Here is a 20,039-nt window from a genome sequence, read left to right as displayed (position 1 = left end):
GGTCAGGCGCACCGACCATGCCACATACGCAACCACAGCCACGGCCGTGATAATGGCGAACACCGGTGGGTAATTAACCAGCAGAAGGCCGATCACAAAAAACAGCTCAAGAAAGGTCGGGATAATATTAAATATCAGGAAACGCATCAGAAAACTGATGCCCTGAGTGCCGCGTTCAATGTCGCGCTGCAACGCCCCGGTCTGGCGGTCCAGATGAAAGGCCAGACTGAGCGCATGCAGATGCTCAAACACCCGCAGAGACATGCGCCGCATCGCCCGCTCGGTAACCCGGCCAAAAAACAGATCCCTTAACTCGCCGGCCAGTACGTTAATAAAGCGCACCGTGCCATAGGCCAGCAACAGCCCAAGCGGAAACCACAGCCACCAGTCATCGGCGTGCCCTGCGGTGGCAGAGCCAATGGCAGAATTGTCGTCCATACTCAGATGATCGACCTGATATTTGAGCAGAAACGGCATCGACACACTGGCGACTTTTGCTGCAACCAGACAGAGTAATGCCAGCAGAACCCGGCCACGGTATTCCATCAGATAAGGCCAGAGCGTTTTTACCCAATGCCAGCTGCGGTAGCGGGTCGGCATATCATCCGGCAATGGGAGCGAAGATTTCATTAAACTGTTACTCAGATCGTGTTAACTGGGCTGAGCAGAATAAGGACCTGATCCCTTTGATTCAACGGACATACCCAATTAAAAAAGCCCTGCCGGAACTGATTGAGCTGGAAAACCTGCTGGAACTGGGGCAAAAGCACCTGCGCGTCTCTGTTCCGCTGCACATTGAGCAGAACAATATTCAGTTGCCGTTTTACGTTCTGGAAATGGGCTCCAACGCACCACAGGTACCAACACTGGCCCTGATCGGCGGTGTTCACGGTATCGAACGCATCGGTACTCAGGTCATACTGTCATTTCTCAGCACGCTGCTGAAACGCCTGGAATGGGATCCGGTTGCCACAGAAATGCTGAAGGAAATCCGCCTGCTGATCGTCCCCATCGTCAACCCCGGTGGCATGTGGCGCAACAGCCGCGCCAACCCTAACGGTGTCGATCTGATGCGCAATGCGCCTGTGGATGCGGAAGGCCGTCCTCCGCTGCTGGTGGCAGGCCAGCGCATCAGCCGCCATTTACCCTGGTTCCGCGGGCGCCGGCACGATCCTATGGAGCCAGAGAGCCAGGCCCTGGTCGATACCATGCTGGCCGCACTTTCCGGCCAGCAACATTGCATCAGCCTCGATTGCCACTCAGGTTTTGGCTACAAAGACCGCATCTGGTTTCCCTATGCCAAAAGCGTCAAGCCATGGCCGGCCATCGCCGAAGCACATGCGCTGACCGAACTGTTTGAAACCACCTACCCATCCCATGATGTTTATCTGTTTGAGCCTCAGGCGCACAGTTACACCACCCATGGCGACCTGTGGGACTACATCTACGACGATTACATGCATCATCAGCCGGACGGGCTGTATCTGCCGCTGACGCTGGAGATGGGTTCCTGGTTGTGGGTAAAGAAAAATCCACGCCATCTGCTGCGCTATCACAGCCTGTTTAACCCAATTCTGCCGCACCGCCACCGGCGCATACTGCGCCGCCATTTCACCCTGATTGAGTTTCTGATGTCGGCAGTCCGCAGCATGCCTGCCTGGGCGCCAACCACGGTCAGCGACAAGTTTCACCGGGAACAGGCTGCATTGGATCGCTGGTATCAGGCAGAAAAATAAAACTTTTTTCGCCTGTAACAGCCAAAGCCACCACAGCCGGGCCGAAACATCGTATGATAGCGCCCCGAAACCGAACAGTTACAACGGAAAGCAAGTAGATATCATGGTGTTATCCCTTCGTGCGCTGTCGCGCCTGACCTCCTTCGCTGCACTGTGCGCAGCTCTGAATGCCCACGCCGATCTGAACGCCAATATTGGGGTCACTTCCGAATACATCCGTGACGGCATCAGCCAGACCGCAGGTAACCCTGCTTTACAGGCAGGCCTGACCCTGACCGACGACACCGGCCTGTATGGCGGTATTGCATCGTCCGGCATGGAACGCGATGACGATCACGTCACCTATGAACACAGCCTTTTTGCAGGCTTCTATCAGCCAATGGGCGACTACCTGGCCTTTGATCTGTTTGCTACCCGCTATCTGTATCAGGGCGACGCTGACATTGACGGCGAGTCTTACACCGAGGGTGGCCTGCGCCTGCTGATTAACGATGCGGTAACCATCGGCTGGCGGGAAACCGGCAACTATATTGGCAGCCAGTTTGGTTTCCGTACGCTGGAACTGGGCTACACCTGGCAGTTAAACAGCCTGTCTTTTGACTTTTACACCGCCCAGCACCGCTGGCTGGAAGTAGATGATGAAGACTACAATTTCTTTGAAGATACCAAGCGTGATGATTACTGGCAGTTCCGCATCGGCGCCAACCACAGTTACGGCCCCTGGGACTTCCGCATGACGCTGAACAAGACCAATCTGAAAGGTAACTATGACGCCGGCACCATTATTCAGTTTGCCGTGCACCGTTACTTCAACCTGTGGTGATTCACTGCCATAACCGGTAGATGCTCATGATGCCTGGCAACCCTGAACAATGGATACTGATCCGGGGACTGATCCGCAGCCGCTTTCACTGGGGGGAGTTTCCCGGGCAGCTGGAGCATGCACTGCAGCGCCATCAGCCAGCGATTGAGCTGCTGACACCGGAACTTGCCGGTAATGGCGAACGCTGGCAGGAACTGACGCCCCGCGGTATCCGGGCAATGATGGAAGATATCCGCCAACAGGTACTGCCTGCAACTCAGGGAAAACCTGTCACCATCGGCGCCATTTCCATGGGCGCCATGATTGCCAGCGAATGGGCGCGGGTTTATCCGCAGGAAGTCAAAGCCCTGCATCTGATCAACACCAGTTTCAGCAACCTTTCCCTGCCCTGGCAACGCATGCGTTTACCGGCCTTTGCCAGTCTGGTGGCCAATCTGGCGTCTGGCAGAGGTCTGGAGAAACCCATCCTTTACTGGACCAGCAACCGCAAGGACAGCTCGCAACTGGCGCCGGTGTGGCAGCAATATTCCGATACCCACCCACTCAGCCTGCGCAATATGCTGATACAGATTCTGTCAGCATCCGGCTATCGCGGGCCACTGCAGCCACCGGTGACGCCAGCATGGTGTTACGTCAGCATGCAGGACAGACTGGTCTCCCCACGCTGCACAGAAAAAATTGCACAACGCTGGCAGGTACCGATTGAACGCCACAACAGCACAGGCCATGACCTGCCGCTGGACGACCCGGAATGGTTAATCAACGCGATTGTTAAGAACTGGCTGGCGTCCAGCTGACACAGGTCCGCTGCGGCTCTGCGCCATCTGACGCCTGGCCAACAGTCTGACACAAGGCTTCCTGCCCTATGTGAATCTGAGTGATATTCCAGGCGTTCAGCGTTGCCTGCAAGACAGCATTAACCCCACGCGGAAACCTGACCCTCCCATCCTCATTTACTGCAGACGGAAACGACGGCACATTCCGGTAATAACCCAGCAATGTTTGATCGCGGAATACCAGCAAAGTAAAAAATTGGTGGTACTCGGCACCGCGCACACGTTCAAGACCAATCAGGGTATAACGCTCTGCTGCCTGACCAGAAGCCTTGCCGAAATAGTAGAGTGACATCACATGGTCGCTGTCACTGCCATCAAGCAATATTGACTGCGTACGCTGCAGATACTGTTCGGCCCATTGTGCTGTGACCTCGTCAGCAGAGGCTGTTTGCAGAGGATTAGCAGGGGTTTGTTGAGGAAAGGAATCGTCAGCCTGAACACCCACTACCGACCGGACCAGCAGCAGAAGAGGCAACAGCAATTGAAATAGCAATCGAAAAAAACCCCGGAAGCCTGTGAAAAGCAGCAGCAATTTGCAGCGGTTGCAGTTCATAGGCTTTCCAAAACGACTGACTCAGGGCTGAGTCAGTGGCAGCTTCATACCCAGATATTTTTCCAGGTCTGGCAATACGAAGGCGTCATCCTCAGAAATGAAGCTGATAGAAACGCCTTTTGCTCCGGCACGTCCGGTACGGCCAATGCGGTGTACGTAATCTTCCGGGTCTTCCGGCAAGGTGTAGTTAATCACATGGCTCACGCCATCAACGTGAATACCACGACCGGCAACGTCGGTGGCGACCATCACATTCACTTTACCTTCACGGAATTTTTCCAGCGTTTTGATACGCTTATCCTGGCTGACCTCACCGGACAACAGCACCGCTTTATGGCCCTGTTTATTAAGCTTATCGCACAGGTTACGGGTCAGATCGCGACGGTTGGCGAAAACGATACAGCGTTCTGGCTGTTCATCATCGAGTACTTTCTTCAGCAGATCGTATTTATCACTGTCGGCAATCAGGTAGCAGCGCTGCTCTACACGGTCGGTGGCAACCTGTTCCGGTTCAATCACCACCTGCAACGGATCATCCGTCCACTGATCAATCAGAATACGAACGTCATAGTTGAAGGTTGCCGAGAACAGCAGTGTCTGGCGATCACCTTTAGGTGGCGTAGCGCGCACGATACGACGCACGTCAGGAATAAAACCCATGTCCAGCATACGGTCTGCTTCGTCCAGAACCAGCACGTCGACCTGATCCAGAAACACGTCTTCACTGCGTATAAAGTCGATCAGACGACCCGGTGTTGCCACCAGAACATCAACCACATGATTGCGCAGCTGTTTCTTCTGCTTCTCATAATCCATACCGCCAACGATGGTGACGATGTTCAGGCCGGTATATCGTGCCAACCCTTCTGCGTCCTTACCAATCTGCAGTGCCAGCTCGCGGGTCGGTGCCACGACCAGGGCGCGCGGCTCTGAAGCGAAACGTTCTTCCGGAACATCCGTCAGCAGACGATTGAGGATGGTCAGCAGAAATGCCGCGGATTTACCCGTACCGGTCTGCGCCTGACCAATGGTGTCACGGCCGCGCAAAGCAGCAGGTAATGACTCAGCCTGAATCGGCGTACAGTAAGTGAAGCCCAGCTTATGAATGCCGCGCATCACGGAATCCGGCAGGCCAAGGTCATGAAAACGGGTTTTGCCCGCTTCTTCCGGCACTTTAAAGTCACTCAGAGACCAACTTTCCTCAGCAACCGGTGCTGCAGCTGACTTCTTACGGGAGCGGGAACGATCCGATTTTTCGTGGGATGCACGTGATTTTTTATGGGTATTCGGGGCGGTACTGGCAGAATTTTCATGGCTTCTTGCTGGCTTGCCGCTATGACTGGCCTTATCGCCTTTCGATTGGCCACCTGCCGGCGCTGGCTGGGACCCTTTCCCGCCAACCGCCTTTATGAACTTCTTAAACAAACGAGACTCCGTTTAGATCTTTTCAGACGCGAACTCATACGCGTTAAATTCTTTATGTCGGTGATAATAATCCAACAGGGCATTTTTTAATACTTCTGCCCGCTGTGGCAGCCCATCACGCAGATAAACCTCCGCCTGTTCCGCCACATTAAGGCGGAAGCGCTGCAAACCAGCAGCGACTGCCTCAGGTTCGCCGTTGAGATTATCCGTGCTGACGTAAAACCGGCGCCCGCAGGCCACCGACAACAGCCACTCAACCGCCTGCGGCTTAACTTCGACCTGTTCAAACGCCCGCTGCTGATCCGCACTGCGTCCGTCAGGCTCATACCAGTAACCAAAATCGGTCAGCTGCCGGCGCTCTTTACCGGCAATGCACCAGTGACTGATCTCGTGCAGCGCCGATTCATAAAAGCCATGGGCAAAGATAAGGCGATGATGCGGATGTTCGTTATCCGCCGGAAGATAGATAGGCTCGTCATCACCCGCGACCAGGCAGGTATTTTCGCTTGGCAGAAACAGGCGGTTAAATAAGTGAATAAGGTCGTCAGTACGAAGTTCGGCGGTCATAGTCAAAGGTCGGTAATACTCAAATAAAAGCTGGCCTGATGGTCAGCTAACAGGCACAATCCGCTGTTTTTTAAACCCACGGCCTGCCGCGCATCTGCGGCGTACCTGCTCTGATTCAGACCAGGCACGGACACTACTCTGATGAACTTCAAAGCTCAAGAAGCGCGCGCACTGCTGAAGCTGATTGCCCCTATTCTGGCAACCCAACTGGCCCAGGTAGGCATGAGCACCATCGACACTCTGATGTCCGGCTATGTCAGCACCCGCGATCTGGCCGCCGTAGCCATTGGTACCAGCCTGTGGATGCCGGTCTGGCTGTTTGTCGCCGGCGTGTTAGTCGCACTTGCGCCGATGACCGCTAAGATCAAAGCCGCACGCCAGCAGCAGGAACTGCCCCAGCTTATGGCCGCTGCCCTGTGGACGGGCATTGCCCTCGGGGTCTGCGCCGGAATGGCTCTATGGTTTATGTCCTCCCTGCTGCCAGGCATTGTCGAAGATGAAAAAACCGCAGAGATAGCCGCCGGCTATACCCGGGCGATTGCCGTTGGCATGCCGGCAGCCGGGATATTCCTTGCCTTCCGTTACTATGCCGAAGCTCAGGATGACGCCTCGCAGGTGACAAGAATCATGCTCGCCGGCCTGCTTATGAACGTGCCGCTCAACGCGCTGTTTGTATACGGCTGGTTTGGTCTGCCGGCACTCGGCGGCATCGGCTGTGGTATTGGCTCCAGCCTGGTGTTTGCTGGTATGGCGGTTGCCATGGCCATGAATACCGCAAAACGCCGTTTGCCGGCAGACTTTCATCTTTGGCAGCGTCTGCACAAACCTGATTTCGGATTTATCCGCCGCATTCTGCGCATTGGCATTCCCATTGGTATCGCCATTTTCTTTGAAGTGACACTCTTTACCGCTATCGCTCTGTTTCTGACCGATCTGGGCCCAGCCACCGTCGCTGCTCATCAGATTGCCCTGAATCTGACATCAGTAACCTTTATGGTGCCACTCAGCATTGGTATGGCACTCAGCGTACGCGTCAGCCACTGGTTAGGCAGTGATCGTCCTGACCTTGCCTACGCCACGGCATGGCTTGGCATCGCCCTGACACTGGCTTTTGCCGTACTCAGCGCCACCATTATGGTGCTGTTCTCGCGCTATCTGACGGCACTGTACACGCCTGATCCTGCGGTAGTGACCATCGCCACACTGCTGATGATGTATGCCGCAGTTTTTCAGCTGTCGGATGCCACTCAGGTTGCCGCCGCAGGTGCCCTGCGCGGCTACCACGACACACTGGCCGTCATGCTGATTACCTTTATTACCTATTGGCTGGTGGGGCTGGGACTTGGCTATTGGCTGGCCTTTAAACAGCCAACACCGGCCGGTGCCGAGGGCTTCTGGACAGGTCTGGTGATCGGTCTGACCGCCGCAGCCCTGCTGCTGACTTACAGGCTGAACAAAGTCGGCGTTCGCGCCCTGCAGCTACAGGCGTCCAAATACCTATGACAGATTCTTACACCCCACCCGGCAGCGGTAAACGCATAGCGGTCATTGGTGCAGGCCCCGCCGGCCTGATGGCGGCGGAGCAATTCGCCCAGGCTGGGTTAAACGTTGAGGTGTTCGATGCAATGCCAAGCGTGGCGCGTAAATTTCTGCTGGCTGGCATCGGTGGTATGAATATCACCCACTCAGAAGACTACCTGCAGTTCGTAAAACGCTATCGTAGCGCAGAAAGTCATCTGCGCCCCGCACTGGACGCGTTCAAACCTGACGATCTGCGCGCCTGGATTCACGGACTGGGCATTGAAACCTTTGTCGGTACCTCAGGCCGTGTTTTTCCCAAAGACATGAAAGCGGCGCCGCTGCTGCGCAGCTGGCTGAAGCGCCTGCGTGATCAGGGCATTGTGATTCACACCCGTCACCGCTGGACTGACTGGGCCAGGGAAAACGAGCAGCTGATCTGGGAATTTACTACGCCGGATGGCAAGGTTAAGCGTCACTTCGACTGCGTTGTGCTCGCCCTCGGCGGTGCCAGCTGGCCCAAACTGGGCAGCGATGGCAGCTGGGTATCCCCCCTGTCTGCCGCTGATATCGCGATCACGCCATTGCAGGCCAGCAACTGCGGCTTTGAGATGGAGTGGAGTGACTTTATGCAGCAGAAATTCGCCGGCACACCACTCAAACAGGTTGCCCTGAGTGTCAGCGACAGCCATGGAAACCGCGAGCAACGCACCGGTGAATTTATTATCTCCGCCTACGGCGTGGAAGGCAGTCTGGTGTACGCCCTGAGCAATCCCCTGCGCGATTGCCTGAATCACGATCCACAGAATGCCCGGCTGATACTCGACTGGCTGCCCAACACGGATTTGCAGCAGGTTGAGAAAAAGCTGCGCGAGCCAAGAAAAGGGATGAGCTTTGCCAATGTTCTGCGCAAAAAATTCCGCCTGCCGACAATCACCAATGCCTTACTGCAGGAGTGTTACCCGTCGCTGAACCGTGATGACGCAAACGCCGTTGCCTCGGCATTAAAGGCCATGCCAATGCCTTTGGTTCAGGCAACCAGGCCGATAGATGAGGCCATCAGTAGTGCCGGTGGCATTCAGTTTTCTGAGCTGGATTCGGGACTGATGCTGAAAGCGCTGCCCGGGGTCTTTGTTGCAGGAGAGATGTTGGATTGGGATGCGCCAACAGGCGGCTATTTATTAACCGCCTGTTTCGCAACCGGCAGACATGCCGGACGCTCCGCCGTCAGCTGGCTGAAAGACAACCTAAAAAACAAGCCGAAAGACAAGCCAAAAGAATCAGGTGGCATTGATGTCCGTTAATGAAAACAATGCCACACAGCTGAAGCACGGATAATCAGCGATTACCCCAGATTTTGGCCACAGCACCATCTGTGCCCAACCAGCCGACGATCAGGGCCACCAGACCAACCATAAAGAAGATACCAATAGGCAACAGCGCTGCGATCTCCCCGGTTGCCGACATAGTCCAGCCAGAAATTACACTTAAACATACAAACAGGATACCAACGACCATAAGAATGGTGCGGTGTGAAGGCTTGTACGTTGAGGAATCGGAGTTCGATTCAAACAGACTGAGGATGGGCCAGAATACTTTGGTCATCAGGGCTTTCATAAGGCTCCGCCATTAACTGATTAATGGCGTCATCATACCTGCCCGCCAATCCAAGTCCAGAAATGGCCGCAGTGTCCGCTCCAGCTGAGGGAGCGGACACTAGCGTAAACCGGCTGCGGTAGCACCGATCAGGGACAGGGATTGGAGTGAACCAGATGCACAGCATCCAGTGCCTCCAGAACCTCAGCATTCAGGCGCTGTCCGGCAGTATTAATGTTTTCTTCCAGCTGTTGGATACTGGTCGCACCTATAATATTGGACGTAACAAATGGCTGTTGCGTCACAAACATCAGTGACATCGCCGCCGGCGTAAGCCCTGCCTGTTCGGCAATCTGCACATATTTGGCAACAACCTCATCGACATGAGGCTGAGAATAGCGGGTAAAGCGCGGAAACAGCGTCACCCTGGCACCTTCCGGCTTCTGGCCGTTCAGGAACTTCCCGCTCAGCACGCCAAACGCCATCGGCGAATACGCCAACAGTCCGATACCTTCGCGGTGTGATACCTCGGACATACCGACTTCGTAGCTGCGGTTCAGCAGATTGTAAGGGTTCTGAATACTGACCGGCTTCGGCCAGCCATTCTTTTCACACACCTGCAGAATTTTCATGGTGCCCCATGGTGACTCATTGGATAGGCCGTAATGGCGGATCTTGCCCTGCTCCATCAACTTCACCAGTGTGCCAATGGTTTCTTCAAACGGTACACCGGAGTCATCAACATGGCGGTAGCCAAGCTGACCGAAATAGTTGGTATGGCGTGAAGGCCAGTGCAGTTGATACAGATCGACATAGTCGGTCTGCAGACGCTGCAGGCTGCTGTCTATTGCCTGCTCTATGTGGGCTGAGGTGAAATCCGGACCCTGACGGATGTATTCCATACCCCGGTTAGGACCGGCCACTTTGGTGGCAAGAATAAAATCTTCGCGCCCGCCACGCTTTTTAATCCAGCTGCCAATGTATTGCTCAGTCAGCCCCTGAGTTTCGGCCTTTGGCGGCACCGGATACATTTCGGCGGTATCAATGAAATTGATGCCACGACCGAGGGCATAATCGAGTTGATCGTGAGCTTCGGCTTCGGTGTTCTGTTGGCCCCAGGTCATGGTACCCAGGCACAGCTCAGTAACTTCCGGGCCGTTCTGGCCAAGACGACGTGTTTGCATAATCTCTGTCCACGGTGAATGTTCCACGATTATGCAAAATGCAGCGAATTAGTGAAGTCAGCGTAACAGAACAGAGAGTATTAATCGGTTAAAATGGATAACGGTATAAGTCAGACTGAAGTCCACGAAACCCGGTCCCGGCCATTTGCCTTCGCCTGATACATCGCGGCATCCGCCCTTTTGATGAATTCCATCGAGGTTTCCCCCACCAACCATCCGGCCACGCCTACGCTCACACTCACAGAATGGCCGTCAGGCAATTGGATGTGGCTGATGCTCAATCTCAGTTTTTCAGCCATCTGCACTGCGTCTTCAAGACCACAGGATGGCAACAGGATCAGAAACTCTTCACCACCCCAGCGGGATATACAGTCACTGCGCCGTACCGTGATACGCAGACTTTTCGCCACCTTGATCAGCACTTCGTCACCAACATGATGCCCAAAACGGTCATTGATGCATTTGAAATGGTCAATATCGAGCAGCAACACCGAAACCTCAGCATTGTTACGTGCGCCTTCACTGAGCTCATGTTCCATAAGGCGTGAGAATTCGCGCCGGTTTAACAGCCCAGTCAGCGCATCCGTACTGACCAATTGCTGCATCCGCCGCTCTGTCTCTTTACGCTCTGTAATGTCCCGGCACAGGCAAAAAATCAGCTTTTCCCCGTCGTACCAAACCGATGTATTTTTGAGCTCGACATCGATAACACGTCCGTCCTTGCGCCGGTGACGGGTTTCGAAAATTTCACCAGTGGGTCTGAGATCGCCGAGCATACGCAAAATTTCCTGCTGTTCAGCGATGACCTCCCAGTCCCACACATGCAGCTGATAAACCTCTTCGCGCGGGTAACCAAGCATGATGGCAAACGCCGGATTAGCATCAATAACCCGCCCTTCCCGATTGAGAATAACAACACCTTCATTGGAGTTTTCGAACAGAATCCGCCAGACGGAGGCATCCTGGCGGACGACATCCTCTATATCCTGGTCGGATTTATCGGGGTCGCTGATCAGCTTGCGCAGCCGGCGCTGAATACCGGCAAACGAAAATGGCGAACCAGGCAATTGGTGTTTGGCATCAGACATAAGCGCTGCGGCAGTGATGGGTTCTGCTGAGAAAGTTGCAGAACCGGGAATAACCAAGTCTAACGCCTGAATAAAATTACCGGATAACTATAGAGTTACGTTTTTGTATCGCCATCTTCGTTATATTTAATTACACTTAAAGATAACGGTATAAATCAATTGGAAAACAAAGCCCGGCGATAGCGGCTGGCCAGCTGGCGGTCTTCCATCGTATCCAGTAATTGCACAAGCCGTGTGCGCGCAGCCTGGCGTTGCTCCCCAGTGGCTGCCATAAACTCATGCAACAGCCGGTTCGGCAGGTAAGGTGAAGATCCTTGGGTAATCAGTTCGAGATACGGCAGATATTCCTCCTCTGCACATTCACGCAGAAACCAAAAACGACTGCGCCACTGCGCAACTTTGGGATGGCGCTGCAACGTCGCCGGACTGCTGCTGAGAACGTCTTCGGCCTCTGAGATATAAGCCCCATCCCGGGTTTCCTTTGCCCGCTCTGCCAATACCCTGATAAGCAGAAGCAAAGCCTCAACCCTGCCAGGCGACGTCTGATAAGCCTGGCGACAGAGCTCCAGTGCCAGTGCACTCTGCCCCGATTGCAAAGCATCAGACGCTTTTACCAGTAAAGGGGATTCATGATCCGTTGAGTGACGACGCAGAAAGTCCCCTAACCGTTGCTGCGAGAGAACGCCGTGTATTCGGTCGACAACCTTACCACCACGAAACAGAAGCACGGTCGGCAAAGTACTGACACCCTGCTCCTGTGCCAGTTCAGGCTCAGCACCGGCGTCCACCGTAATCAGCATAACGCGCTCAGGGTAAACACTCAGGGCGTTATCCAGCAGCGGCTGCAGAGCTTTGCATGGGGCACACCAAGTGGCACCGAATTCAACCAGAACCGGTACTTTTGCAGATTCAAGCAGAGCGTAAAAATTGTCTCTGCGGCCCTGAAATCTCAGAGCGGACAAGGTGTCCTGCAATGGACTGCCTCCGTGGATAATTTATAAGCGATTGTTAACCATCGTCATAACGCATAAAGGAAACACACCCGACGGTCTGGCACCGCTATTATCGTTGCTTTAGTGATGTAAAACAAAGCCCCGCCAGTTGCCGATAGCAGCCATTCGCCCATCCGTTATAATGTGGGCAATTCAGTGGAGCCAGTGATGACCAGACCACATCAGATCCCAAGCCAAATGACCGGCAACGGTAAAACCTTCCTGCTTTCCGCACTGATTTTTATCTGGCTGGCAGCGACGCTCGCCGGATTATGGTGGTTCCAGCAGCAAAATATCCGCCCTTTTCTGACCGCTGACGATGACTCCAGATTCTGGCAAGCCAGCCAGGCAGCACCATTGCTGGAAGCACTGTATCCGAACCTGCCGGGTGAGAACGGAAGTGTCACACTGCTGCATTTCTGGAACCCTGACTGCCTGTGCAATCAGGTGAGTCAGCGACACTTCGATTTATTAGTGCACAGTTTTACCAGCGAGCAGCTGCGTGTGGTGGTTATGGCCGCACCAACGGTCAGCGATCAGCAGTTACAGCGCTTCAGAGAGTTGAACGGTGAACGATTGCAGGTGATCCGCGCACCACAGGATTTAAACATTCCGGCAAGCCCGGGGCTGGCACTGTATTCAGCTGAGGGGAAACTTGGCTATTTTGGCGCTTACGGTTTTGGCGCACTCTGCACCGTCGCCAACGATGATTTCTTTCCAAACATTGTCCGCTCCCTTGCCAGCGACGGTTACGGCCCTTTCGTTAACGTCGCCGGCAGCGGTTGTTTCTGCCCGTGGCCAACAACCGACCAATAACCAGAACACTGGAGAGAACAGAAATCATAGCTGGCGACGTACTTTTGCAAGTTCACGGATCACCTTTTTATCCGGTTCCTGATCATCACGATAAAGCGCCAGATTCATCTCGTTGGCCAACCATTTAAGACGGGCCTTTAACGCAGGTTTTCCGGCCGCTATTTTATCGAGCAACATAGCCGGTGTTTCATCGCCCGTCATACTGAACCCCTGAGCCTGCGCTTTAGCCGTAAACGCCAGCCACTGGCGCATAAAAGGAGAACGTCGCGGAGAGCGGGTTTTGAGCCAGAGTAGTAAACCCGCGAGCAAGAAGAAAACCACTAAAGTACCGGCCAATATTTTCAACATCCGACTCACATCATTAAAGCCAAACCAGCGGGACAGAAGACTTTTCTGGGTATCCTGATCATAAGACAGGACCCAACGTTGCCAATAATAATTAAGACTATCCATTTCCATGCGCAAAGCGTTGATCCAGTTTATCCCTTTATATTTTTGCGCTGAAAAACCCGAATCCTGAAGAAAACTACCCTCATCCTCAACAGCTATTTCCAATCCCGACTGGATTCGTTGCGGGGCAACGGCGGCAGTTGGATCTACCCTTACCCAACCACGTCCCTGTATCCAAACCTCTGCCCATGCGTGAGCGTCATACTGGCGAACCGTCAGAAATTTATCTTCGTCATTCCACTCTCCGCCCTGATACCCAGTAACAACTCTCGCTGGAATACCGGCAACACGCGCCATGAAAACAAAAGCCCCGGCATAGTGCTCACAAAACCCCCGTCGACTATCAAAGAGAAATTGATCGATATCGTTTACCCCCAACACGGGTGGGCGCAGTGTGTAAAAAAACGGTTCGGTAGTGAAATAGCGCAATACTGATTGAATAAATAACTCAGGCGAAGCACTGGACGAGCGAATTTCTTGTGCTAACTGGCGGGAACGAGGATTGCTGTCCAGAGGAAGCTTGAGATTCAGACTGGATACACGCGAACTGATGGCATCTTTTTCAAGAATATCTTCAGGATAAGACTCCAGCCGGTAGCGTTTGCGATTGAACACTGCCTCTCTGTACTCGATCATACCATCTACCGTCAGCCCGGTCCCACGTTCAACGGGGACCGAATTTTTCAGCGAAAACAACCAACGCTCCTGGGTAGGCTCCTGAATGATTTCATAGCCAACCGGCTTCCCAACACGATACTTATCCAATGCTGGATTTCCTGCCCACAACTTATCTGGGCGCAAAGGGTTTTGCCTCCAGACCCTTCCATCGTATGTATCCAGACTCATTGCGCGCCAGTAAAGTTCGCCTCGTGAGGGAAGTTCAGCATTGTCAAAACTCGCTCTGAATGCCAATTCTGCTGATTGCCCAAGACGTGAGATATCACCTGGAGACATTGTTTCCGACAAGCCCGTCAATGGCGCTTTAGCATGTAAATTAAACGTCCAAAGCGGCGCTATACGAGGGAAGAACATGTAGAAAACCAACATTACAGGTAATGACGACAACAATACCATCGCCCCTAACCGACCAGCCCTGCTTGTTTCAATAAAATGACTATCCGAAGTATTGGGATTGAAATGAAGCGATATAAGCGCACTCACAAGCGCCCATAAAGCAAAGATACCGACAATAGCTGCACGGATTCCCTGCTCGAAAAGAAAACCTACCGACAGAACGAAGAAACCAAGGAATACTACGACGTATGCGTCTCTTCTGGACCGCATCTCCAGCAGCTTCAGCAAACTGGCTTCTATTAAAAAAGCACTGGCAATTTCCAGATTAAACTGTCGGCCAAAATATGCATACAACGCGGCAACTGAACAGACGATAAAAAATACTTTAACCAACCTCCCCGGATACGATAAACGCCCCAGGTGACACAGCCAGCGCCAAATAAATACAAATGCAACGCCCCCCCACATCCACAAGGGAAGATGTACTCCATGGGGTAAAACAGCAGTAAACTCAGCCAGTAAAATCCAGATTACAGCCTGTCTGGGGATCTGAACGTCGTTCATTACAACTCCCTTTCCAGTGGAATATCATAGAGAGCAAGTTTCTTAAGACAGTTATCCCGGTGACCATCTGAACTATCAGGTAAACACTCTGCGCCGGGAATTCGAAGCCCGTAGCGCCAATGTCTTTGATGCGCCTCCAAAACCCAGGCAGTAAGGCGAGATAACCTGGTCTCTATGTCCGTACCATGAAGATTACTCCAGTCCAACCAGCATAAGGCGCCTTCATCATGGTCGAACTCTTTACTGACCATACCACGCCCCTGCGCGACCTGCTTCCAGGCAATAATTTTCATTGAATCACCCGATTGGTAGCGACGAAGTCCCTGAAAATCCTGCTGACCAACCTCTCTTGAGGGAACTCCCGGAATCTGATCCCCGACCTCACCGCTGGCAAAAATAAATTCCGTCATCTCAGGTGCAGGATAGACGACGCTTTTAAAGTCTAGACGGACCCAACTCCAAGCACGGAAAAGCCCAAGCGGAAAACGGCTCTCAATAAGAATTCTGCCTGGATTCAGCCATCCACGTTGCATTGCCCTGAAACTGACATCAAAAACTCTGTCTTCCTGCGGTACGGCATCTATGATTATTTCGCTATTATCTGGATACCCAATACCAATTGCTTGAAGAAGGCGTTGTCCAGAAACTGACACTCGAACTGGAAGAGTAGCGACACTACCGGCAAATACTGGATTTACATGCCCAACCTGAAGACTCAGACCTGCAAGATTTCGATAAGTAAACAACATCGCAGCAACCCCAAGACCAAACAGCCAAAAGGTTAATGCATAAACCAGACTATTCTGATAATTGATAGCAGTAATCAGCAAAAGCACAAGCATAGCAAGATACATCCAGCCCGCTTTTGTTGGCATGATAAAAATCGATTTATGCCCAAGGGTAACGTCGGTTGCTGGCGGGATACGTTTATCCAGCCAGCGATCCAGACGTTTTCTCAGCCACGGATTTTCGCGAAGGCGGGTGAACATCAGAGCAGGACCGGTACCGAAGCCAACACTGACTGAGAAACGCTGTGACCACCGCCGTCAGCGGCGTCTGCTAAACGGTGGTCGATAACAGAAGGCAACACCGCCTGAATGTCTTCCGGCAACAGATAATTACGCTTACCTTCTCCGTCGACCAGCGCCCAGGCTTTTGCCGCCCGCAACAGCGCCTGAGCGCCACGTGGGGATAATCCATACTGGTAACCACCTTCGTAACGGGTAAAGGCGATAATACGTTGCAGATAATCCAGCACACTGGATGAGGCTTTAATTTTACCGACCAATCCCTGTAACTGGGCTAACAGTTTTTCATTAATCACCGGCGTAATATTATTCGCCAGTGCACGACGGTCTTCGCCTTCAAGCAATGCCCTTTCCGCACGCTCATCCGGATAACCGAGAGAGATACACATCAGGAAACGGTCGAGTTGCGACTCAGGCAACGGAAAAGTACCTGACTGAGAGACCGGATTTTGCGTCGCGATAACAAAAAATGGCTGGGGCAATGGCCGGGTTTCGCCTTCAACTGTTACCTGTCCTTCTTCCATGGCTTCCAGCAGAGCACTTTGTGCTTTAGGCGTTGCCCGGTTAATTTCGTCCGCCAGTAACACCTGACTGAAAACAGGGCCTGGGTGAAAACGGAATGTGCCCCGGTCAGATTCCGGATCGCGTTCAAAGATACTGACGCCGAGAATATCAGCCGGCAATAAATCGGAAGTAAACTGCAGGCGTTTGTAATTGAGGCCCAGGGTTCCCGCCAGTGCGTGTGAGAGCGTTGTTTTGCCCATTCCAGGCAAGTCCTCAATAAGAAGGTGCCCCTTGGCTAACAAACAGGTTAAAGACAGCTTTATTTGCACTTCTTTACCAAGAATAACTTGATTAAGCTGACTGACAATCGATGCGATAGGCAGTGACATATCGGGTTCCTGACTGGGTTTCGCTAAGGATAATCAACTTAACGCGGGCTGCCAAAGGCTGAAGAAATAACTTTGCACGGATATCACATTTTTAAAACAAATCAGGGACCTTCCGGACACTCTGCCAGACACCCAGACAAACCGTCAGAGCAATTCATACTGTAAGGAGAAGATGATGAATATTACTGAGTTTTCACACCGTACCGGGCTGTCTGCCCACACACTTCGTTACTACGAGAAAATCGGTCTTCTGTCGAATATAGCGCGCAGCAAAGCGGGTCATCGTAACTACCGGGATGCCGATATCGAGTGGGCACAATTTATCAATCGCCTGAAAGAGACAGGTATGCCTATTAAGGAAATCCTGCATTATTCGCACCTGAGAGAGGAAGGTAATGCCACCATGGCACAACGCCTGACGCTTCTCACAGAACACAGAGTTCGTCTGGAACAACGAATACGTGCAGAACGGCAGAACCTGAAAGCGCTGACCGGAAAAATCCATTGGTACGAAGAACAGATATAACAGCGCTTGACTTAGAGTGAGCTCTAACCCTCAGACTGCTCTGGCTTTCCTTTAATCCAGTTAACAAACACCCTGCCAGCAACAGCAAATCAATAATCCCGGTTAAGTACATCGGGAGATGAGCAATGACAGGAAACAGTCCGTCAAGGACAGGAGCAGATAATGAAGAGTGAACGTTTTAACAACGGTCTGGCTAAACTGAACGAAATAGATGACGCTCAGGGTCATCAGGTTATTGAAGCCTTAAAGGATATTTGCCCGGACCTCGCCCGTTACATTATTAAATTTCCGTTAGGTGATATCTATTCAAGACCCGGCCTGGATCTTAAAACGCGGGAACTGATTACCGTCGCTGCACTGACAGCGATGGGTCACTGCCAGCCGCAACTGAAGGTGCATTTGCACGGCGCCCTGAACGTAGGCTGCACTCAACAGGAAATCACCGAAACCATCCTGCAAATGGCTGTTTATGCCGGGTTTCCTGCAGCATTGAACGGCATATTCCAGGCCAAGGCCGTATTCACTGAGCGAGGCATTCTCCAGGCATAAAAAAATCCCGCCGAAGCCATAGCTGCGGCGGATTTAAACGTTTGTATCTGCACTGATAAGCAGAATTAAAACAGACGGTTACAGCGCATCAACACCACGGGCCAGATCACGCTGAATATCTTCGATGCTTTCCAGACCTACGGCCACACGCAACAGCGCCTGAGAAATACCGGCCTTCTGGCGCTCTTCCTCGGACAATCTTCCATGCGTTGTTGTGCCCGGATGGGTAATGGTTGTCTTGGTATCACCGAGGTTCGCAGTAATGGAAATCATGCGTGTAGCATCAACTACCTTCCATGCTTCTTCCTGACCACCAACCACTTCAAACGACAATACACCGCCATACATGGACTGCTGCTCACTGGCCAGTTTATGACCGGCATGATCCGGCAGACCACAGTAATTAACGGTTTTGACTTTTGGATGATCATGCAGCCACTGCGCCAGCGCCATAGCATTTTCACTGTGTGCTTTCATACGCAACTTCAGCGTTTCCAGACCTTTCAGGAATACCCAGGCATTGAACGGGCTCATGGTTGGTCCGGCCGAGCGCAGCACACCAATGACTTTGTCGACTTCTTCTTTACTGCCGACCACTGCACCACCCATGCAACGACCCTGACCATCAATGTATTTGGTCGCCGAGTGAACGACCAGATCAGCACCCAGAGATAAAGGTTGCTGAATCGCAGGTGTACAGAAGCAGTTATCGACAACCAGCAGAGCACCGGCTTTTTTGGCAATGTCGCTCAGCGCACGGATGTCTGCTACTTCATTCAGCGGATTAGACGGCGATTCAAGGAACAACATTTTGGTGTTGGCTTTTACCTTGCTCTGCCAGTCATCCAGATCCACCAGATCGGCGTAGTCAATTTCAACGCCAAATTTACGCAGATAGGCCTCAAACAATTTAATGGTGCTGCCAAACACACTGGCAGAACAGATCAGGTGATCACCACCTTTCAGCTGTGAGATCGCCACTGCATAAATGGCTGCCATACCGGAAGACGTTGCCGCACAGGCTTCACCGCCTTCCAAAGCAGCCAGACGGTCTTCAAAGGTCCGCACGGTTGGGTTGGTATAACGGGAATAAACATTACCGGCAGATTCGCCGGCAAAGCGTGCTGCCGCTTCTGCAGCTGAATTAAATACGTAACTGCTGGTCGCAAAAATCGGCTCGCCGTGTTCGCATTCACCCGTACGTACCTGACCACCGCGAACAGCCAGCGTTTCAAACGAACAACCTTCCAGGTCTGACTGGTACCGGTCGTTAAATTCGGAAAAATCTTTCATCTAATTTCAATCCACCCCGAATCAGGATTCGGCTTCGTTGTGCAGATCAATGGCGACATTTTCCACTGCTGCACGTTTGCCTTTGGAGGCATCATTTCTCAGTTCATACAGACGGTTAAAATACGCATCATCAATGTCACCGGTGACGTATTCACCATTGAAAACAGAGCAGTCAAATTCACGCACTTTGGACTTACTGCCTTCGATACAGGCAGCTATCAGATCTTCGATATCCTGATAAACCAGCCAGTCAGCGCCGATTGCTGCAGCGACTTCTTCCGTCGTGCGGCTATGGGCAATAAATTCTTCTTTGGCCGGCATATCAATGCCATACACGTTCGGGTAGCGCACGGCAGGTGCGGCTGAAGCGAAATACACTTTATTGGCGCCGGCTTCGCGGGCCATTTCAATGATCTGCTCACAAGTAGTACCACGGACGATAGAGTCATCGACCAGCAATACATTTTTGCCGCGGAATTCCAGATCCAGCGCGTTCAGCTTCTGCTTAACTGATTTCTTCCGCTGTTGCTGTCCAGGCATGATGAAGGTACGGCCAATGTAGCGGTTCTTCATAAAGCCTTCGCGGTA

21 protein-coding genes are annotated in these 20,039 nt (G+C 52.6%); 8 read left to right on the top strand and 13 right to left on the bottom strand.

Annotated features, from left to right (window positions below; translation table 11 throughout):
- A partial coding sequence (locus tag B2Z72_RS17590; RefSeq protein ID WP_297005436.1) for an ABC transporter transmembrane domain-containing protein occupies nucleotides 1-630 on the bottom strand: 630 nt, incomplete at its 3' end.
- 56 nt (nucleotides 631-686) lie between these two features.
- On the opposite strand from B2Z72_RS17590, the gene B2Z72_RS17585 reads away from it, so the two are divergent.
- From B2Z72_RS17585 to B2Z72_RS17575, 3 genes are all read left to right on the top strand, one after another.
- Nucleotides 687-1,736 (top strand): M14 family metallopeptidase, encoded by a 1,050-nt coding sequence (locus tag B2Z72_RS17585; protein ID WP_296983555.1) that lies wholly within the window; start codon nucleotides 687-689, stop codon nucleotides 1,734-1,736.
- A gap of 103 nt (nucleotides 1,737-1,839) precedes the next feature.
- The gene (locus B2Z72_RS17580; RefSeq protein ID WP_296983554.1) at nucleotides 1,840-2,559 is read left to right on the top strand and encodes a TorF family putative porin; all 720 of its coding nucleotides are present in this window, start codon (nucleotides 1,840-1,842) and stop codon (nucleotides 2,557-2,559) included.
- Nucleotides 2,560-2,585: 26 nt separating this feature from the next.
- On the top strand, nucleotides 2,586-3,356 hold the full coding sequence (locus B2Z72_RS17575; protein ID WP_296983553.1) for an alpha/beta fold hydrolase: 771 nt from the start codon (nucleotides 2,586-2,588) through the stop codon (nucleotides 3,354-3,356).
- On the opposite strand, the gene B2Z72_RS17570 is transcribed toward B2Z72_RS17575, so the two are convergent.
- From B2Z72_RS17570 to B2Z72_RS17560, 3 genes are all read right to left on the bottom strand, one after another.
- Nucleotides 3,331-3,888 carry a hypothetical protein gene (locus tag B2Z72_RS17570; protein ID WP_296983550.1) on the bottom strand — a complete coding sequence of 186 codons (558 nt, stop codon included), beginning with the start codon at nucleotides 3,886-3,888 and terminating at the stop codon, nucleotides 3,331-3,333. The genes B2Z72_RS17575 and B2Z72_RS17570 overlap by 26 nt on opposite strands.
- A gap of 81 nt (nucleotides 3,889-3,969) precedes the next feature.
- Entirely contained in the window at nucleotides 3,970-5,373 is a 1,404-nt protein-coding gene (gene rhlB / locus B2Z72_RS17565) for an ATP-dependent RNA helicase RhlB (protein ID WP_414716370.1), read from the bottom strand.
- A 12-nt stretch (nucleotides 5,374-5,385) separates the two neighbouring features.
- Nucleotides 5,386-5,940: an elongation factor P hydroxylase gene (locus B2Z72_RS17560; RefSeq protein ID WP_296983549.1), complete on the bottom strand. Its 555-nt coding sequence runs from the start codon at nucleotides 5,938-5,940 to the stop codon at nucleotides 5,386-5,388.
- A gap of 141 nt (nucleotides 5,941-6,081) precedes the next feature.
- On the opposite strand from B2Z72_RS17560, the gene B2Z72_RS17555 reads away from it, so the two are divergent.
- Entirely contained in the window at nucleotides 6,082-7,443 is a 1,362-nt protein-coding gene (locus B2Z72_RS17555) for an MATE family efflux transporter (protein ID WP_296983547.1), read from the top strand.
- Nucleotides 7,440-8,762 carry an NAD(P)/FAD-dependent oxidoreductase gene (locus B2Z72_RS17550; protein WP_296983545.1) on the top strand — a complete coding sequence of 441 codons (1,323 nt, stop codon included), beginning with the start codon at nucleotides 7,440-7,442 and terminating at the stop codon, nucleotides 8,760-8,762. Before B2Z72_RS17555 ends, B2Z72_RS17550 begins: the two co-directional genes overlap by 4 nt.
- A gap of 34 nt (nucleotides 8,763-8,796) precedes the next feature.
- Here B2Z72_RS17550 and B2Z72_RS17545 read toward each other — a convergent pair whose 3' ends face one another.
- From B2Z72_RS17545 to B2Z72_RS17530, 4 genes are all read right to left on the bottom strand, one after another.
- Nucleotides 8,797-9,075: a hypothetical protein gene (locus tag B2Z72_RS17545; RefSeq protein WP_296983543.1), complete on the bottom strand. Its 279-nt coding sequence runs from the start codon at nucleotides 9,073-9,075 to the stop codon at nucleotides 8,797-8,799.
- Nucleotides 9,076-9,203: 128 nt separating this feature from the next.
- On the bottom strand, nucleotides 9,204-10,238 hold the full coding sequence (locus tag B2Z72_RS17540; protein WP_296983541.1) for an NADP(H)-dependent aldo-keto reductase: 1,035 nt from the start codon (nucleotides 10,236-10,238) through the stop codon (nucleotides 9,204-9,206).
- A 110-nt stretch (nucleotides 10,239-10,348) separates the two neighbouring features.
- Complete coding sequence (locus tag B2Z72_RS17535; RefSeq protein ID WP_296983540.1) at nucleotides 10,349-11,326, bottom strand: GGDEF domain-containing protein; 978 nt, start codon at nucleotides 11,324-11,326, stop codon at nucleotides 10,349-10,351.
- Nucleotides 11,327-11,481: 155 nt separating this feature from the next.
- Nucleotides 11,482-12,288: a thioredoxin family protein gene (locus tag B2Z72_RS17530; RefSeq protein WP_296983538.1), complete on the bottom strand. Its 807-nt coding sequence runs from the start codon at nucleotides 12,286-12,288 to the stop codon at nucleotides 11,482-11,484.
- Between the two features lie 198 nt (nucleotides 12,289-12,486).
- Between B2Z72_RS17530 and B2Z72_RS17525 the strand changes: the two genes are divergently transcribed.
- Nucleotides 12,487-13,134, top strand: coding sequence for a DUF6436 domain-containing protein (locus B2Z72_RS17525; RefSeq protein ID WP_296983536.1), 648 nt, complete (start codon nucleotides 12,487-12,489; stop codon nucleotides 13,132-13,134).
- 24 nt (nucleotides 13,135-13,158) lie between these two features.
- On the opposite strand, the gene B2Z72_RS17520 is transcribed toward B2Z72_RS17525, so the two are convergent.
- The 3 genes from B2Z72_RS17520 to B2Z72_RS17510 are packed head-to-tail and all read right to left on the bottom strand — an operon-like array spanning nucleotide 13,159 to nucleotide 17,083.
- Nucleotides 13,159-15,162, bottom strand: a complete 2,004-nt coding sequence (locus tag B2Z72_RS17520; RefSeq protein ID WP_296983535.1) for a DUF3488 and transglutaminase-like domain-containing protein — start codon at nucleotides 15,160-15,162, stop codon at nucleotides 13,159-13,161.
- Nucleotides 15,162-16,151, bottom strand: coding sequence for a DUF58 domain-containing protein (locus B2Z72_RS17515; RefSeq protein ID WP_296983529.1), 990 nt, complete (start codon nucleotides 16,149-16,151; stop codon nucleotides 15,162-15,164). The genes B2Z72_RS17520 and B2Z72_RS17515 overlap by 1 nt, the downstream gene beginning before the upstream one ends.
- Nucleotides 16,151-17,083: an AAA family ATPase gene (locus B2Z72_RS17510; protein ID WP_296983528.1), complete on the bottom strand. Its 933-nt coding sequence runs from the start codon at nucleotides 17,081-17,083 to the stop codon at nucleotides 16,151-16,153. The genes B2Z72_RS17515 and B2Z72_RS17510 overlap by 1 nt, the downstream gene beginning before the upstream one ends.
- A gap of 172 nt (nucleotides 17,084-17,255) precedes the next feature.
- Here B2Z72_RS17510 and B2Z72_RS17505 point away from each other — a divergent pair, with 172 nt between their 5' ends.
- Together B2Z72_RS17505 and B2Z72_RS17500 are read left to right on the top strand one after the other, a co-directional pair.
- Nucleotides 17,256-17,609: a MerR family transcriptional regulator gene (locus tag B2Z72_RS17505; protein WP_296983527.1), complete on the top strand. Its 354-nt coding sequence runs from the start codon at nucleotides 17,256-17,258 to the stop codon at nucleotides 17,607-17,609.
- Between the two features lie 162 nt (nucleotides 17,610-17,771).
- Nucleotides 17,772-18,158, top strand: coding sequence for a carboxymuconolactone decarboxylase family protein (locus B2Z72_RS17500; protein WP_296983526.1), 387 nt, complete (start codon nucleotides 17,772-17,774; stop codon nucleotides 18,156-18,158).
- 78 nt (nucleotides 18,159-18,236) lie between these two features.
- Here the strand turns inward: B2Z72_RS17500 and B2Z72_RS17495 are convergent, their stop codons facing one another.
- Together B2Z72_RS17495 and B2Z72_RS17490 are read right to left on the bottom strand one after the other, a co-directional pair.
- Nucleotides 18,237-19,451, bottom strand: coding sequence for an O-succinylhomoserine sulfhydrylase (locus B2Z72_RS17495; protein WP_296983524.1), 1,215 nt, complete (start codon nucleotides 19,449-19,451; stop codon nucleotides 18,237-18,239).
- Nucleotides 19,452-19,472: 21 nt separating this feature from the next.
- The coding region (locus B2Z72_RS17490; protein WP_414716711.1) for an amidophosphoribosyltransferase at nucleotides 19,473-20,039 on the bottom strand (567 nt) is incomplete at its 5' end.

The sequence above is a fragment of the Thalassolituus sp. UBA6592 genome, from assembly GCF_002433655.1.
Classification (GTDB): Bacteria; Pseudomonadota; Gammaproteobacteria; order Pseudomonadales; family Oceanobacteraceae; genus Venatoribacter.
The sequence above is the reverse complement of the archived record's forward strand: the minus strand, read 5'-3'. Positions and strand labels throughout refer to the sequence as shown.